Genomic DNA, 14,151 nt, shown 5'->3' with positions numbered 1-14,151 from the left:
ACGAGGAGAGCCGATGCCGCGGAGACTGGTCGAGCGCTTCCGTGAACTGCTGGGTCCGGACTCCGTCATCGACGATCCCGTGAGGCTGCGCACCTACGAGTGCGACGGGCTGACGTACCACCGGGCCGTTCCCGGCCTGGTGGTGCTGCCCGAATCGGCCGAGGAGGTCGCCGCCGTCGTGCGCGCGTGCGTGGACGCGAACGTCCCGTACGTCGCGCGCGGCAGCGGCACCGGCCTGTCCGGCGGGGCGCTGCCCCGCACGGACGGCGTCCTGATCGTCACCTCCAGGATGCGCCGCATCCTGGAGGTCGATCTGGACAACCAGCGGGCCGTGGTGGAGCCGGGCGTCATCAACCTGGACGTCACCAAGGCGGTGCGCCCGCACGGCTACTACTACGCCCCCGACCCATCCAGCCAGCAGATCTGCTCCATCGGCGGGAACGTCGCGGAGAACTCCGGCGGCGCGCACTGCCTGAAGTACGGCTTCACCGCCAACCACGTGCTGGCCTGCGAGATCGTCACCCCGGACGGCGAGATCACCACCCTCGGGGACGGCCCGGGCTACGACCTCCTCGGCGTGTTCATCGGCTCCGAGGGCACCCTGGGCATCACCACGAAGATCACGGTGAAGCTCACCCGGGCGCCTCAGACGGTCGAGACGCTGCTGGCCGCCTTCCCCTCCGTCGAGACGGCCGGCGCCGCGGTCAGCGCGATCATCGGCGCGGGCATCGTCCCGGCCGCCGTCGAGATGATGGACGCCCTCGCGATCGAGGCGGCGGAGGCCGCCGTGGCCTGCGGTTACCCGGCGGGCGCCGCGGCCGTGCTCATCGTCGAGCTGGACGGCCCCGAACCCGAGGTCGCCGACCAGTTCGCCCGGGTGCGCCGCCTGTGCGCCGAGGCCGGGGCGTTCGAGCAGCGCGTGGCCCGCGACGACGCCGAGCGCGCCCTCATCTGGAAGGGCCGCAAGTCGGCCTTCGCCGCCGTCGGCCGCGTCTCCCCCGCCTACATCGTCCAGGACGGCGTCATCCCCCGGACGGCGCTCCCGGAGGTCCTGGCGAGCATCGACCGCCTGTCGCGGGAGTCGGGGGTCCGCGTCGCCAACGTCTTCCACGCCGGGGACGGCAACCTGCACCCGCTCGTCCTGTTCGACGACGCCGAGGAGGGCGCGGCCGAGCGCGCCGAGGAGGTCTCCGGCGCGATCCTCGACCTGTGCATCCTGCACGGCGGCTCCATCACGGGCGAGCACGGCGTCGGCGTGGACAAGGCGCGGTACATGCCCCGCATGTTCACCGAGGCGGACCTCGACACGATGCAGATGGTCCGCTGCGCGTTCGATCCCCCGAACCTGTGCAACCCCGGCAAGGTCTTCCCCACTCCCCGCCTGTGCGGCGAGGTCCCCCGGGTCCGCAAGGGCCCGCCCGACGGAGAGCTGTTCTGATGTTCGACTCCCGCCCGGTCACCGACGAGGACGCGGTCCTCGGCGTCCGCCCCCGGTACGTGGTCGAGCCGTCGACCGTCGCGGAGGCCGCCGCCGTCATGCGCGTCGCGCACGAGGAGGGCCTCACGGTCGTCCCGCGCGGCAACGGCACCCGCCTCCACTGGGGCGGCGCGCCGCGGGCGTGCGACGTCGTCATCGACACCCGCAAGCTCGACCGGGTGATCGAGCACGCCGCGGGCGACCTCGTCGTGACGGTCGAGGCGGGCCTGCCCGTGCGATCCCTGCAGGACGTCCTGCGGACGACGGGCCAGCAGCTCGCCCTGGACTCTCCGCTCCCCTCCACCGTCGGCGGCCTGGTGGCGACGGCCGCCGCGGGCCCCAGGCGGCTCCTGTACGGCACGGCCCGGGACCTGCTCATCGGCGTCACGGTCGTCCGCGCGGACGGGACCATCGTGAAGTCCGGCGGCAAGGTCGTGAAGAACGTCGCCGGATACGACCTCGGCAAGCTCTACACCGGCTCGTTCGGGACGCTGGGCCTCATCGTCAAGGCGTCCTTCCGGCTGCACCCCCTTCCGGAGCAGCGGGTATACGTCACGACGGACGGGCGCGACCCCTGGATCCGCGTGCGCGCGCTCCTGCACAGCCCTCTGGTGCCCAGCGCGATCGAGGTGGACGGCGACGGCACGGTGGCCGCCCTGTTCGAGGGCACCGCCGCCCGCCGCCGCGCGGAGGAGGCCGTGGCGCTGCTGGGCGGGGGCGCCGAGGCCGCGGACACGGCTCCCGCCTGGTGGGGCCGCTACCCCGACGGCGAGGTCCTGCTGGAGGTCCAGGGCAAGCCGACGGACCTTCCCCTGCTCCTGGCCGTGCGTGACGCGTGGCCGCGCGGCTCGGCGGGCTCCGGCGTCTGGTTCCTCGGCACGTCCGCGCAGACCGCGGTCCGGCTCGTCCCCGAGCTGCGGAAGCACCTGCCCACGGTCGTCCGCCACGCTCCCGCGGACGTCCGGGAGAAGCTCGACCTCTGGGGCCCTTCCCCCGCGCTGCCCCTCATGCGCAGGGTGAAGGACCAGTTCGATCCCGGCCACCGGCTGTCCCCCGGCCGCTTCATCGGAGGCATTTGATTGAGCGACGAACTCGGCGAGCTCCTCGGTGACTGCGTCCACTGCGGGTTCTGCCTTCCGACGTGCCCCACGTACGTGCTGTGGGGTGAGGAGATGGACTCTCCGCGCGGCCGTATCCACCTGATGCAGCAGCACCACGAGGGGACGCCCCTCACCCCGGAGATGGCCGGGCACTTCGACGCGTGCCTGGGCTGCCTGGCCTGCGTGACCTCCTGCCCGTCGGGGGTCCGCTACGACCGGCTCATCGAGTCCACCCGCGAGGAGGTCGAGCGCGTCCACCCGCGTACTCCGGCCGAACGCGCCCTTCGCGGGGCGGTCTTCGCGCTCTTCACCCATCCGGCACGGCTGCGGGCCCTGCGCGGGCCGCTTCGGCTCTACCAGAAGAGCGGGCTGAGCAGGATCGTCGGCCCGGTCCTGGAGCGGCTCAGTCCCGCGCTGGCCGCGATGGAGCGCCTGGCGCCCCCGCTGGGCCGCGCTTACCGGCTGCCCGAGCTGGTCCCGGCCCGCGGCGGACGGCGGGCGACCGTCGGCATGCTCACCGGTTGCGTCCAGCGCGAGTTCTTCCCGCAGGTCAATTCCGCGACGGCCCGCGTGCTGGCGATGGAGGGCTGCGACGTCCTCGTCCCCAAGGGGCAGGGCTGCTGCGGCGCGCTCTCCCTTCATGCGGGACGGAACGAGGAGGCCAGGAGGTTCGCCAGGGCCACGATCACCGCTTTCGAGACGGCCGACGTCATCGTCGTCAACTCCGCCGGCTGCGGTTCGGCGATGAAGGACTATGCCGCGCTGCTGGCCGACGAGCCGGAGTGGGCGGGCCGCGCGGAGGCCCTCGGCGCGAAGACGAAGGACTTCAGCGAGTTCCTGGCCGAGCTCGGCCCCCGTGCCGAGCGCCACCCGCTGGAGCTCACCGCCGCCTACCACGACGCCTGCCACCTCGCCCACGGCCAGGGCGTCCGGGCCCAGCCGCGCTCGCTGCTGGCGGGCATCCCCGGCCTGGAGCTGCGGGAGGTCGCCGAGCCCGACATCTGCTGCGGCTCCGCCGGCACCTACGGCCTGTTCCAGCCGGAGGCGGCGAACGAGCTGGGCGACCGCAAGGCGGCGAACGTCGCGGCGACGGACGCGAGCCTGCTGGTCGCGGCCAATCCCGGCTGCACCCTGCAGATCGCCACGGCGCTGCGCAGGCAGGGCAGGGAGGTGGCGGTCGCGCATCCCGCGCAGGTCCTCGACGCCTCGCTACGCGGCCTTGGTCCCGGCGTTCTGGGCGTCTCCTCGATGATCGAAAGGCTCGACTTATTCCCTTTCTGTAACAACTATTGCCCCTACGTGCCACCCTGTGGTGTTTTGTCCCAGATCGTTCCAATATGCTGCGCCAGCAACCCCTTACTCGACCCTTGGGAAAATCGTTGTCAGGCACGCACCGCGCCAGGTCCGCCAGGAAGAAGAGCCCCGGGAAAGCCCTTCCCGGGGTCATCGCCGCAGCCGTCGCCGTGGTCGCCGTCGGCGTGGTCGTGTTCCTCGTCCGCTCCGGAGGGGAGACCGCGGACCCCGCGAGCGGGAACGTCCCCGCCGCGGCGAGCACCCCCAGGACCGGGACGCAGCTGGGGTTCACCAGCACCGAGGACTTCTCCTACTCCCTGGGCGCGATCAAGGCGGGCCTGGACTCCGGACGCCGCGCCTACATCGAGTACCTGGTCGCCAACACCAGCGGGCGGACCGCCCCGTTCGAGGCCCCCGGCCAGCTCTTCCTCCCGAAGGAGGAGTCCGGCAACGAGGCGTGCGTCGACCAGGAGGGAACCGAGGTCGGCCTGTGCAGCCCTCCGACCGAGTCGGAGATCGTGGGCTTCGTGGGCGACGCGCGGCCCTCTCCCGACGGGGTCGACCAGTACATGCCCGCCGGCGCGTCCTTCATCGTCCGCGTGACCACCGAGGACCCCGTCACCGAGTCCGCCGATGCCGCGAACCTCAGGCTCTACGTGTGGGACGTGCGCTTCGTCAGGAACCGGATCGCTCAGGGGCTCCCCCTCCCGTAGCCGATGTCCTCGTACTGCAGCTGCCGCAGCCCCCTCGCCCCCACGTTGACCAGCCCGCGGTCCAGCACCACCAGCTGGGGCCGCTGGTAGAGCGGGATCACCGCGGCCTGACTCCACAGCAGTGCGTCGGCCCGGCCGACGAGCGCGGCCCCCCGCTCCGGGTCCAGTTCCCGTCCCGCCCTCGCCAGCAGCGCGTCGATCCGCGCGCTGCCGGCGCCGGTGAAGTTCTGCCCCCCGTCACGGGTGAAGACGGACGCCATGTCCGACACCGGGAACGGCGTGCCCAGCCAGGAGAACGACACCAGGTCGAAGTCCCCGCGCACCACGTGGCCGCTGATCAGCTCGTTCTGCGGAACCGCCCGCAGCACCACCCGGAGACCGGCCCGCGCGAGCATGGCCTGGATCAGCTCGGCCTCGTCCCGGGCGGCGGGGTTGCCCGCCGGGACGACGAACCGCAGCGACGGCCTCGCCCCGGCCAGCAGCGCCCGCGCCAGACCGAGGTCCGGAGCCGGGGCCAGATCCCGGTAACCGGGTCTCCCGCTGGTCAGGAAGTGGCTGCCCAGTGTCTCGGCCGGGCTGTCGAGCTGCTCCAGCGCCGCCCTGGCCAGCAGCCGCCGGTCCAGCGCCAGCAGCACCGCCCGCCGGACGGACGGGTCGGCCAGCGGCCCCCGGCCCGCGTTCAACGTCAGATGCCGCCAGTCCGGCCCCGCCGCGCGCCGCGCCTCGGCCCACGGCAGGGCGGTGCCTCGCCGGTAGGCGCCCGGATCGTCCCCCACGTCCAGCAGGTCCAGCTCCCGGTTGGCGAAGGCGCCGGCCCGCGCCGCCGGGGCCAGCGCCCGGAACCGGATCTCGTCCAGCTTGGCGGGCCGCCCCCACCAGGCCGGGTCGCGCGCCAGCGTGACGGACTGCCCCGCCTCGTCCAGCGTCCCCACCCGGAACGGGCCCGCCGTGACGGGTATCCGCCCGCGCCATCCCTCGTTGAAGAGCTCGGGGCGGCTGTTCGTCTCCGCCGGATACAGCGGGTTGAACAGCACCCTCCAGTCGGCGAACGGCTCCCGGAACGTCACCACGACCTCGGTGTCGCTCCGCCCCCTGCGCACCGAGGCGATCTGCCGGTACCCCACGTTGCTGGCGAGCCGGAACCGCTCGTCCCTCCCGGACAGGGCCCTGGCCTGCGCCGCGAAGTCCCGGTAGGTGAGCGGCCTCCCGTCGGACCAGCGGGCGCGGGGGTTCACCCGGTACCGGACGACCTGCCGGCGCCCCGCCCGCGCCGTCGCGCTCAGCACGTAGTCCTGGTCGGGCCGCACCACGCCCCGCGCGTCGCTGACCATCGTGAACGGCATCAGCCCCCGCAGCACCAGCTCGGAGGCTCCGTCCATCCCGTTCACCTGGTTGAAGTTCCACTGGCCCGGGAACGACGGCAGCGGCCAGCGCAGCACGCCCCCGTCCCGGACGCGGTCCCGGGGGGCGGGCCGCACGTCCGCCAGGGCGGGAGGCCCGTCCGGGACCGGCTCCCGCGGCACGGCGCAGGCGGCCACCGCGGCCAGCGGCAGCGCTGAGAGCGCCGCGCTCCAGACGGACGGCCTCACGGACGGATCCGCCCGTCCCGCAGGACGAGGACCCTGTCCGCCAGCTCCGCCAGCACGTCCTCGTCGTGGGAGACCAGCAGGCAGGCCAGGCCCAGCCGGTCCCGCAGCCCGCCCAGCAGCTCCGTGATCCCCGCCTTGGCCCGCGCGTCCAGCGCCGACACCGGCTCGTCGGCCAGCAGCAGCCGGGGCGAGGGCGCCAGCGCCCGCGCGATCGCCACCCGCTGGCGCTGCCCCCCGGAGAGCGCCCGCGGATGCCTCTCCGCCATCTCCTCCGGCAGCTCCACCAGTTCCAGGAGCTCCTCCACCCGTCCCGGGACCGGCAGCCCGTGCACCCGCAGCGGCTCCGCCACGATCTGCCGCACCGTCATCCGCGGGTTCAGCGACGCCCAGGGATCCTGGAACACCGGCTGGACCAATCCCCTCAGCTCCCGCCGCGCCGTCCGGGACAGCCCCGCCACGTCCCGGCCGCAGACCTCGATGCGTCCCTCCTGCGGCCGCTCCAGGAGCAGCACCTCCCGCAGCAGCGTGGTCTTCCCCGCCCCCGACGCCCCGGACAGCCCCACGATCTCGCCTTCTCCCACCTCTAGCGCGACCCCGTCCAGCACTCCGACCGCGCCCCTCCTCCGCCCCAGCCCCCGGACGACCAGCACCGCCGCCCCGGCCCGCGCCGCGCGCCCCTCCCGCTCCGCAGGGGCCTGCGCTCCCTCCTCCTCGTCCCCGCGCCCGCCACCGCCGGACATGTCCTCCTGCTTTGACGCGAGTCCGCGAGAGAAGGGAGCCGCGGCCGGTCCGCGCGGTGTGCCGGACGGGCGGCCGTCGCCGAGGGTCAGCACCCGGGCGGCCTGGCGGGCGATCACCTCGGCGTCGTGGGAGATCAGAAGGAGGGCCGTGCCGCTCGCGGCGCACAGGTCGCGCAGGAGGTCGAGGATCTGGTCGCGGGTGAGCGGGTCCAGGGAGGCGGTGGGCTCGTCGGCGACCAGGACGGCGGGGCGGTGGGCCACCGCCATCGCGATGAGGACGCGCTGGCGCATGCCGCCGGACAGCTCGCCGGGGTAGGCGCGGTGGCGGGCGGACGGGATCCCGACGGACTCCAGGAGTTCGGCGGCCCGCGCGCGGGCGCCCCGGCGGGCGGCGTGCGCCCGGACCGCCTCGGCGACCTGGGCGCCCACGGTGAAGGCGGGGCTCAGCGCGGCCAGGGGGTCCTGGAAGACCATCGCGATGTCGCGGCCCCGGATCCGGGACCAGTCGCGTTCGCGCAGGCCGGACAGGGGCCGGCCCAGGAGGCGGATCTCGCCCTCGGCGCGTGCGCCGCGGGGCAGCAGGCCCAGCAGGGCCAGCGCCGTCGCGGACTTGCCCGCGCCCGACGCGCCCGCCAGCGCGACGGTCTCGCCCGCGGCGACGTCGAAGGACAGGCCGCGCACGACCCGGCGTCCGCCGAAGGCCACGCCCAGGCCACGGACCTCCAGGCTCGCCGGGCTCACGAGTCCGGGCCCAGGGCGCGGTGCAGGCCGTCGCCCAGCAGGTTGACCGCCAGAACGATCAGGGTCAGCAGGATCGCGGGCGGGACGAACAGCCAGGGGTAGACGGTGGCGGCGGAGGTCCCGTCGGCGATCAGGGTGCCCAGGGAGACGTCCGGGGGGCGCACGCCGAAGCCGAGGAAGGCCAGCCCGCTCTCCCCCATGACGGCCAGGCCCACGTTGACGGTGGCGTCGGCGACCAGGAGGCCGGCCAGGTTGGGGAGCAGGTGGCGCAGGACGACGCGGCGGCGGGACGCGCCCAGGCAGAAGGCGGCCAGGACGAACTCGCTTTCCCTGAGCGCGCGGGCCTGAGCCCGGACGGCCCGCGCGGTCAGAGGCCAGAGGAAGGCGGCGAGGAGCAGCACGACCGTGCCCCACGAGGCGCCTTCGGGTGCCAGGACGGCCACCAGCAGGACGCCCGGCAGCACCAGCAGGAGGTCCGCGGTGCCCATGAGCAGCCGGTCGAGCGCGCCGCCGACGAGTCCGGCGAAGGCCCCCGCGACGGCGGCGACCGCGGTGGCCAGCAGCCCGGCGGCGAGCCCGACGGCCAGGGAGCGGCGCATGCCGCGCAGGCTGAGCGCGAACATGTCGCGGCCGGTGCCGGTGGTGCCGAACCAGTGGCGGGCCGAGGGCGGTTCGCGCAGGGCGGCGAGGTCCAGTGCCCGCCAGTCCCGGCCGAGCGCCCCGAACAGGGCCAGGAGCAGCAGCGAGGCCAGCAGGACGGCGCCGCACACGGCGGCCCTGTCCCGGAACGACCGCCGCACCGGGCCGTCCTCGCGCGGCCTGAACCGGTCGAGCCCCCCGGGCCTTCCGCCCTTCCGGAGGCGGCGGCCGCTCCGCCGCAGCGGGTGCGCGAGATCCGTCATGCCCGGCTCCCGGGGACGAGGAGGCGGCGCGCGGCCCCGGCGAGGACGGTGGCCGCCGGGACGAGCAGCGCGGCCAGGGCGACGCAGGCGGCGACGGGGTGCGGGTCGGCCTGGCGCAGCGAGTCCAGCAGCCACGCGCCCATCCCGTGCCTCCCGTAGGCCTGCTCGATGAAGGCGGCGCCGAGCAGCAGCAGGCCGAGGTCGTAGGCGAAGAAGGTGGTCGTGGGGACGAGCGCGGTGCGCAGCCCGTGCTTGAAGAAGGCCCGGTGGAGGCCCAGGCCGCGGGCGCGCGCCGCCCGCACGTGCTCGGCCTCCAGCAGGTCGCGCATCAGCGCCCGCTGGTAGCGGCTGTAGAGGGCCGCCTGGATCAGCGCGACCGTCGCGGTCGGCAGGACCAGGTGCTGCAGCCGCGAGGCGAGGCCCGTCCCGTCGCCCGTCCACTGGAAGAGGTGCGTTCCCGTCGCGGCGTTGACGTGCTGCGCCCCCAGCTGCAGCAGGACCGCCAGCACGAAGACGGGCATGGCCAGCAGCACGTGGGACAGCACCGTCAGCGCCTTGTCCGTGCCGGGGTGCAGCGCGGAGAGGGCCCCCAGCAGCACCCCGAGCGCGGCTCCCAGCACGGTGCCGGGCAGCAGCAGGAGCAGGCTCGTCCGCAGCCTCCGGGGCAGCTCCCCGCTGACGGGGGTGCCGCGCAGGGTGCGTCCGAAGTCCCCGCGGACCGCTCCGGACGCCCAGGTCAGGTAGCGGGTGTGCAGCGGGGTGCGGTCGTTGAGGTTCAGCGCGGTCAGTTCGGCCTCGATCGCCGCCTGCGGGGGCCGCGGCCGGGCCGATTCCAGGCGTGCGCGCGGGTCGAGGCCCGTCCCGGCCAGCAGGTAGCCGAGGCTGGCCGCCACGGCCGCCAGTATCAGGGCGGACGAGCAGCGGCGGACGAGCAGGACCAGCATCACCGCTCCCGTCGGGTGACAACAGAGAGCAAGTGAGATATCACGATGGGCGACGTCCGTTCACGCCATTCGCGCGGACGGGCATGGGAGCAAAGGAGGAAGGGCCGGTCGGTCGTCCCCCGCCAAGAGTATGACCGCCGGCCCTTCTGGTTCGCGGCTCGTTCCGGGGCTCCCGACCCGGTGGCGCGCGTACCCCCTTACAGATCTAGAAGTTACGGGCCCGAAGATCCCGCCCTTAAGGGACACCTGTCCCGACTTCGGCGGGCTCTCCGGAGGGACGTCCCTCAGCCCTTTCCCTTCGCGCGAAGGCCCGCCGCCGCGTGCGCACCGGCGACGAGCTCGACGAGCTCCTCGCCCTCGGCCTTGTCGAGCACGGAGAACGCCTGCTGGGTGAGCCGGTCGGTGAGCAGCTCCGCCTCCTGCCAGCGGGCCCGTCGCTCCTCGGTGACCTCGCCCAGCTCCGACTCCGGCCAGCCGTAGAACAGGGCCTGGTCGCGCGCCCCGAGCAGGGGCGAGCCGCCGATCAGGACGGCCTGCGCCGGCGCCAGTCCCGCGGCCCGGATCGTCAGGAAGTGCAGTCCGCCGCGGAACTCCCGCAGGGTGTGCACGAGCTGCAGGACCCGGGCGCGGGCGTCCTCGGCGAGCGGCATGGCCCGCCATCCGGCGAACAGCGGCGCTCCGTTGGCGTCTCCGTGGCGCACGACGGCCAGCAGCAGCTCGGCCAGCCGCTCGGCTCCGTCGAAGGAGGCGAGCTTGCGCCGCCCGAACCCGTGGCAGGCGTGCAGGTAGCCCTCCGCGGCCTGCGCGGCGGGCATCGCCACCGACTCCCAGGCCTCCCGGACGGTCCCCGGGTGGAAGAAGCCCACCGCCGAGGTCACCACGTCGGCGTCGACGTCGCCGAGCACGCCGCAGCGCCCCTTCATGTACGGCCCGATGAAGCCGGGGACCCCGGTGCTCTCACCGAACTCCCTGGTCTCGCGGGAGAACATGAACGCCCCGCCGAGTTCCTGGATCGGGCTGTTGACGCGCCAGGCCACCGTCGTGGGTTCCGTCATGACCCCTCCTCCTAAAACCGAATGAGATTCGGCAAGAGGTTATGGCAGGCGTCGGGACGAGGACACCCCCGGAGTGCCCTACTCCCGCTCCAGCGCCCGCTCCAGCAGGTCGGGCGCGTCGTACGGCAGCCAGCGGATGCGCGGGTCGCGGCGGAACCACGACTCCTGGCGGCGGGCGAACCGCCGGGTCGCCCGGACCGTCTCCTCCCGGGCCTGCTCCTCGGTCCACTCCCCCGCGAGGAACCGCAGCACCTGGGCGTATCCGAGCGCGGCCGAGGCCGTGCGGCCCGAACGCAGCCCCGCCTTCTCCAGCTCCCGGACCTCCTCGACGAGCCCCGCCTCCCACATGCGCCCCACCCGCAGCGCGATGCGCTCGTCCAGCTCGGGGCGGGGCACCAGCAGCCCCAGCTGCACCGTCCCCGGCTCCCGGTAGCGGTGGTCGGGCAGGTTCGCCGTGAAAGGGCGCCCGGTCAGCTCGACGACCTCCAGGGCGCGGACGATCCGGCGCCCGTTGCTCGGCAGGATCGTGCGCGCGGCCTCCGGATCCGCGGCCCGCAGCCGCTCGAACAGCGCCCCAGAGCCCTGTTCGGCCAGTTCCGCCTCAAGCCGCGCCCTGATCTCCGGATCCGTGCCGGGGAAGTCCATCTCGTCCAGCGCCGCCCGGACATAGAGCCCCGACCCGCCCACCAGGACGGGCGTCCTCTCCCGGCCCCTGATCTCCGCGATCGCCTCGTGCGCCATCCGCTGGTACTCGGCGACGCTGGCCGGTTCGGTGACGTCCCAGACGTCCAGCAGGTGGTGCGGCACCCCGCGCCGCTCCTCGAGGCTGAGCTTGGCGGTACCGATGTCCATGCCGCGGTAGAGCTGCATGGAGTCGGTGTTGACGGCCTCACCGCCCAGCCGCAGAGCTATTTCGACGGCCAGATCCGACTTGCCCGCCGCGGTCGGTCCGACCACAGAGATCACGTTCACGAATTACCGGTTTCCGCAGATAGGGGTAGTGGCAGGTTCCTGGGTAGATACCGGTGAGACCGGCGGCGACCGTCCGTGGGCACCGCCAGAACCAGTATCGGGGGAACCGGAATGAGCATCGTCCAGAAGTTCATGGACTTGGTGGGCAAGCACGGGGACAAGGCGGGGCCCGCCATCGACAAGGCCGGCGACATGATCGACCGCAAGACCGGGAACAAGTACAAGGGCCAGGTCGACGAGGCCCAGCGCCGGGCCAAGGAGGCCGCCGCGGAGCAGGCCAGGCGGCGCGGGCAGCAGCCGCCTACGTCCAGGTAGCCACGAAGTACCCCACACCGTAGGGCGCCTCGTCGGCCAGCAGCTCACCGCGCAGCGGCCCGCCCCCGGCCGACGCGGCCCCCGCGAGGACCTGCCACGCCGCCCTCCCCGCCGCCAGCAGCTCACCGGACAGCACGGGGTCCAGCCGCTCGAGCGCGGCGGCGTCCGCGTGCCCGAGGGCCCGCGCCGCCTCGCGGTCGTAGGGAAGCGCCCGCTCGTCCAGGTAGCCGGGGGCCTTCTCGTCCCGGCAGGCCGACCCGTCCCCCAGCACCAGCAGCGCCACGTCCTCTCGCGCCAGTTCCCGGCCCAGTTCCAGGCAGGCCTCGGGTGCGGCGTCGAACGCCACGGACTGGAAGCGCGCGGGCTCCCGCCCCTCCAGCAGCCAGCGGCCGACCGTCAGGGACAGCGGCAGCACCGGCGCGCCGGACCCGACGTCCAGGTCCAGCCCGTAGGGACGGAACGACCCGGCGGCCGAGGGGCCGAACGCCCTGGTCTCAGGGCCTCCGCCCACCACCACGAGATCGCCTGCGCCGGGCTCCAGGAGCGTCCGGACCGCCCTGCGGCAGGCCTCACGCAACTCCGCGAGCTCCCCGGCGGCCTCGCCGGCCAGTTCGGGCACCAGCAGGGGCGGATGCGGGCAGACCGCGGCGCGGATCAGCACTCCCGCCGCCTCACGGGCAGGTGGAGCAGCCGGAGGACGCCGGCGCCGCCGCGGGGGCACCGATCCTGGGCATACCCAGCGAGACCGCGGAGCCGCGCTCCGGCGCCTCCTGGCGGGCCTGCCAGGCGTCCCCTGCCCGGGTGCGCCGGACGGCGCGGACGGGCGCGTCGGCCAGCAGGTGGTGCGGGGCGGCGTAGGTGACCTCGACCGTCACCAGGTCGCCGGGGCGCACCTCCTCGGCGGGGCGCTGGAAGTGCACCAGCCGGTTGTCGGGCGCCCGCCCGGACAGGCGCCGCGTGGCGCCGTCCTTGCTGCCCTCGTTCTCGGCCACCAGCAGCTCGAGGGTGCGGCCGACCTGCTTCTTGTTCTCGTCCCAGGAGATCTGCTCCTGGAGCTCCACGAGCCGCTCGTAGCGGGCCTGCACGACCTCCTTGGGCACCTGGTCCTCCATGGTCGCCGCCGGGGTTCCGGGGCGCTTGGAGTACTGGAAGGTGAACGCCGAGGAGAAGCGGGCCTCGCGCACCACGTGGAGGGTCTGCTCGAAGTCCTCCTCGGTCTCGCCGGGGAAGCCCACGATGATGTCGGTGGTGATCGCCGCGTCCGGGATCGAGGCCCGCACCCGGTCGATGATGCCGAGGTAGCGCTCCTGCCGGTAGGAGCGGCGCATCGCGCGCAGCACCTGGTCCGAGCCGGACTGCAGCGGCATGTGCAGCGAGGGCATGACGTTCGGGGTCTCGGCCATCGCCGCGATCACGTCGTCGGTGAAGTCCTTGGGGTGCGGGGAGGTGAACCGGACCCGCTCCAGCCCCTCGATCCCGCCGCAGGCGCGCAGCAGCTTGGCGAACGCGGCCTTGTCGCCGAACTCCGAGCCGTAGGCGTTGACGTTCTGGCCCAGCAGCGTCACCTCGATCACGCCCTCGGCGACCAGCGCCTCGACCTCGGCGAGGATCTCGCCGGGGCGGCGGTCCTTCTCCTTGCCGCGCAGCGCGGGCACGATGCAGAACGTGCAGGTGTTGTTGCAGCCGACCGAGATCGACACCCAGGCGGCGTAGGGGGACTCGCGGCGGGTCGGGAGCGTCGAGGGGAAGACCGAGAGGGACTCCTCGATCTCCACCTGCGCCTCCTGGTGGACGCGCGCCCGCTCCAGCAGCACCGGCAGCGCGCCGATGTTGTGGGTGCCGAACACCACGTCCACCCAGGGCGCGCGCTTGACGATCGTGTCGCGGTCCTTCTGGGCGAGGCAGCCGCCCACCGCGATCTGCAGGCCGTTCTCGGCCTTCTTGCGCAGGTGGCCGAGGTTGCCGTACAGGCGGTTGTCGGCGTTCTCCCGCACGGCGCAGGTGTTGAAGACGATGACGTCCGGCTCACCGTCCGCCTTGACGTACCCGGCGGACTCCAGCAGCCCGGCCAGGCGCTCGGAGTCGTGGACGTTCATCTGGCAGCCGTAGGTGCGGACCTCGTAGGTGCGAGGCGCCTCGGCGGTGGGAGCGGGATTCATGACGTTCATGGCGCTCCCAGGGTACCCGTGCGAGCCCTCTCCGCAGGCCCGACAGAAAACCCCAGCAGGACGCAAGAAAGCGCTAAAAATCGCGACAGATTGGGCAACAGCCATATGGATTACATTCTCGTGATCAGATAGATATCGCCGA

Annotated in this window: 12 protein-coding genes and 1 pseudogene; 5 read left to right on the top strand and 8 right to left on the bottom strand. The window is 73.7% G+C overall.

The features are described from left to right. The first annotated feature begins 13 nt into the window (after positions 1-13). From ABD327_RS27415 to ABD327_RS27400, 4 genes and pseudogenes are all read left to right on the top strand, one after another. Complete coding sequence (locus tag ABD327_RS27415) at positions 14-1,438, top strand: FAD-linked oxidase C-terminal domain-containing protein (protein WP_344454291.1); 1,425 nt, start codon at positions 14-16, stop codon at positions 1,436-1,438. Beyond that, a complete protein-coding gene (locus ABD327_RS27410) occupies positions 1,438-2,556 on the top strand; it encodes an FAD-binding oxidoreductase (RefSeq protein WP_344454289.1) in 1,119 nt (372 codons plus the stop codon). The genes ABD327_RS27415 and ABD327_RS27410 overlap by 1 nt, the downstream gene beginning before the upstream one ends. Beyond that, positions 2,557-3,813 (top strand): annotated as a pseudogene (locus ABD327_RS27405) ((Fe-S)-binding protein); the annotation flags it as partial. A gap of 143 nt (positions 3,814-3,956) precedes the next feature. Next, entirely contained in the window at positions 3,957-4,583 is a 627-nt protein-coding gene (locus ABD327_RS27400) for a hypothetical protein (protein WP_344454340.1), read from the top strand. Here the strand turns inward: ABD327_RS27400 and ABD327_RS27395 are convergent. From ABD327_RS27395 to miaA, 6 genes are all read right to left on the bottom strand, one after another. Beyond that, positions 4,562-6,172 (bottom strand): ABC transporter family substrate-binding protein, encoded by a 1,611-nt coding sequence (locus tag ABD327_RS27395; protein WP_344454287.1) that lies wholly within the window; start codon positions 6,170-6,172, stop codon positions 4,562-4,564. The genes ABD327_RS27400 and ABD327_RS27395 overlap by 22 nt on opposite strands. Beyond that, a complete protein-coding gene (locus ABD327_RS27390) occupies positions 6,169-7,653 on the bottom strand; it encodes an ABC transporter ATP-binding protein (RefSeq protein WP_344454285.1) in 1,485 nt (494 codons plus the stop codon). The genes ABD327_RS27395 and ABD327_RS27390 overlap by 4 nt, the downstream gene beginning before the upstream one ends. Then, on the bottom strand, positions 7,650-8,555 hold the full coding sequence (locus tag ABD327_RS27385) for an ABC transporter permease (RefSeq protein ID WP_344454283.1): 906 nt from the start codon (positions 8,553-8,555) through the stop codon (positions 7,650-7,652). Before ABD327_RS27385 ends, ABD327_RS27390 begins: the two co-directional genes overlap by 4 nt. Then, complete coding sequence (locus ABD327_RS27380; protein WP_344454281.1) at positions 8,552-9,499, bottom strand: ABC transporter permease; 948 nt, start codon at positions 9,497-9,499, stop codon at positions 8,552-8,554. The genes ABD327_RS27385 and ABD327_RS27380 overlap by 4 nt, the downstream gene beginning before the upstream one ends. A 284-nt stretch (positions 9,500-9,783) precedes the next feature. Next, a complete protein-coding gene (locus tag ABD327_RS27375; protein ID WP_344454279.1) occupies positions 9,784-10,554 on the bottom strand; it encodes an SCO6745 family protein in 771 nt (256 codons plus the stop codon). Between the two features lie 78 nt (positions 10,555-10,632). Then, positions 10,633-11,520, bottom strand: a complete 888-nt coding sequence (miaA, locus tag ABD327_RS27370) for a tRNA (adenosine(37)-N6)-dimethylallyltransferase MiaA (RefSeq protein ID WP_344454277.1) — start codon at positions 11,518-11,520, stop codon at positions 10,633-10,635. A gap of 117 nt (positions 11,521-11,637) precedes the next feature. On the opposite strand from miaA, the gene ABD327_RS27365 reads away from it, so the two are divergent. Continuing rightward, positions 11,638-11,841, top strand: a complete 204-nt coding sequence (locus tag ABD327_RS27365; RefSeq protein WP_344454275.1) for an antitoxin — start codon at positions 11,638-11,640, stop codon at positions 11,839-11,841. On the opposite strand, the gene ABD327_RS27360 is transcribed toward ABD327_RS27365, so the two are convergent. Then, positions 11,828-12,502 carry a class III extradiol dioxygenase subunit B-like domain-containing protein gene (locus ABD327_RS27360; protein WP_344454274.1) on the bottom strand — a complete coding sequence of 225 codons (675 nt, stop codon included), beginning with the start codon at positions 12,500-12,502 and terminating at the stop codon, positions 11,828-11,830. The genes ABD327_RS27365 and ABD327_RS27360 overlap by 14 nt on opposite strands. A 10-nt stretch (positions 12,503-12,512) precedes the next feature. After that, on the bottom strand, positions 12,513-14,009 hold the full coding sequence (gene miaB / locus ABD327_RS27355) for a tRNA (N6-isopentenyl adenosine(37)-C2)-methylthiotransferase MiaB (RefSeq protein ID WP_425547231.1): 1,497 nt from the start codon (positions 14,007-14,009) through the stop codon (positions 12,513-12,515). Between the last annotated feature and the right edge of the window lie 142 nt (positions 14,010-14,151).

Origin of the sequence: Actinocorallia aurantiaca, assembly GCF_039533685.1 — a bacterium.
Taxonomy (GTDB): Bacteria; Actinomycetota; Actinomycetes; order Streptosporangiales; family Streptosporangiaceae; genus Actinocorallia; species Actinocorallia aurantiaca.
Note: the sequence above shows the minus strand (reverse complement) of the source record. Positions and strands in the feature narration are given on the sequence as shown.

Coding starts and splice junctions, on each gene's coding strand:
- ABD327_RS27385 (WP_344454283.1), bottom strand. CDS start 8,555: ATGACGGATCTCGCGCACCCGCTGCGGCGGAGCGGCCGCCGCCTCCGG.
- ABD327_RS27380 (WP_344454281.1), bottom strand. CDS start 9,499: ATGCTGGTCCTGCTCGTCCGCCGCTGCTCGTCCGCCCTGATACTGGCG.
- miaB (WP_425547231.1), bottom strand. CDS start 14,009: ATGAACGTCATGAATCCCGCTCCCACCGCCGAGGCGCCTCGCACCTAC.
- ABD327_RS27415 (WP_344454291.1), top strand. CDS start 14: ATGCCGCGGAGACTGGTCGAGCGCTTCCGTGAACTGCTGGGTCCGGAC.
- ABD327_RS27375 (WP_344454279.1), bottom strand. CDS start 10,554: ATGACGGAACCCACGACGGTGGCCTGGCGCGTCAACAGCCCGATCCAG.
- ABD327_RS27410 (WP_344454289.1), top strand. CDS start 1,438: ATGTTCGACTCCCGCCCGGTCACCGACGAGGACGCGGTCCTCGGCGTC.
- ABD327_RS27365 (WP_344454275.1), top strand. CDS start 11,638: ATGAGCATCGTCCAGAAGTTCATGGACTTGGTGGGCAAGCACGGGGAC.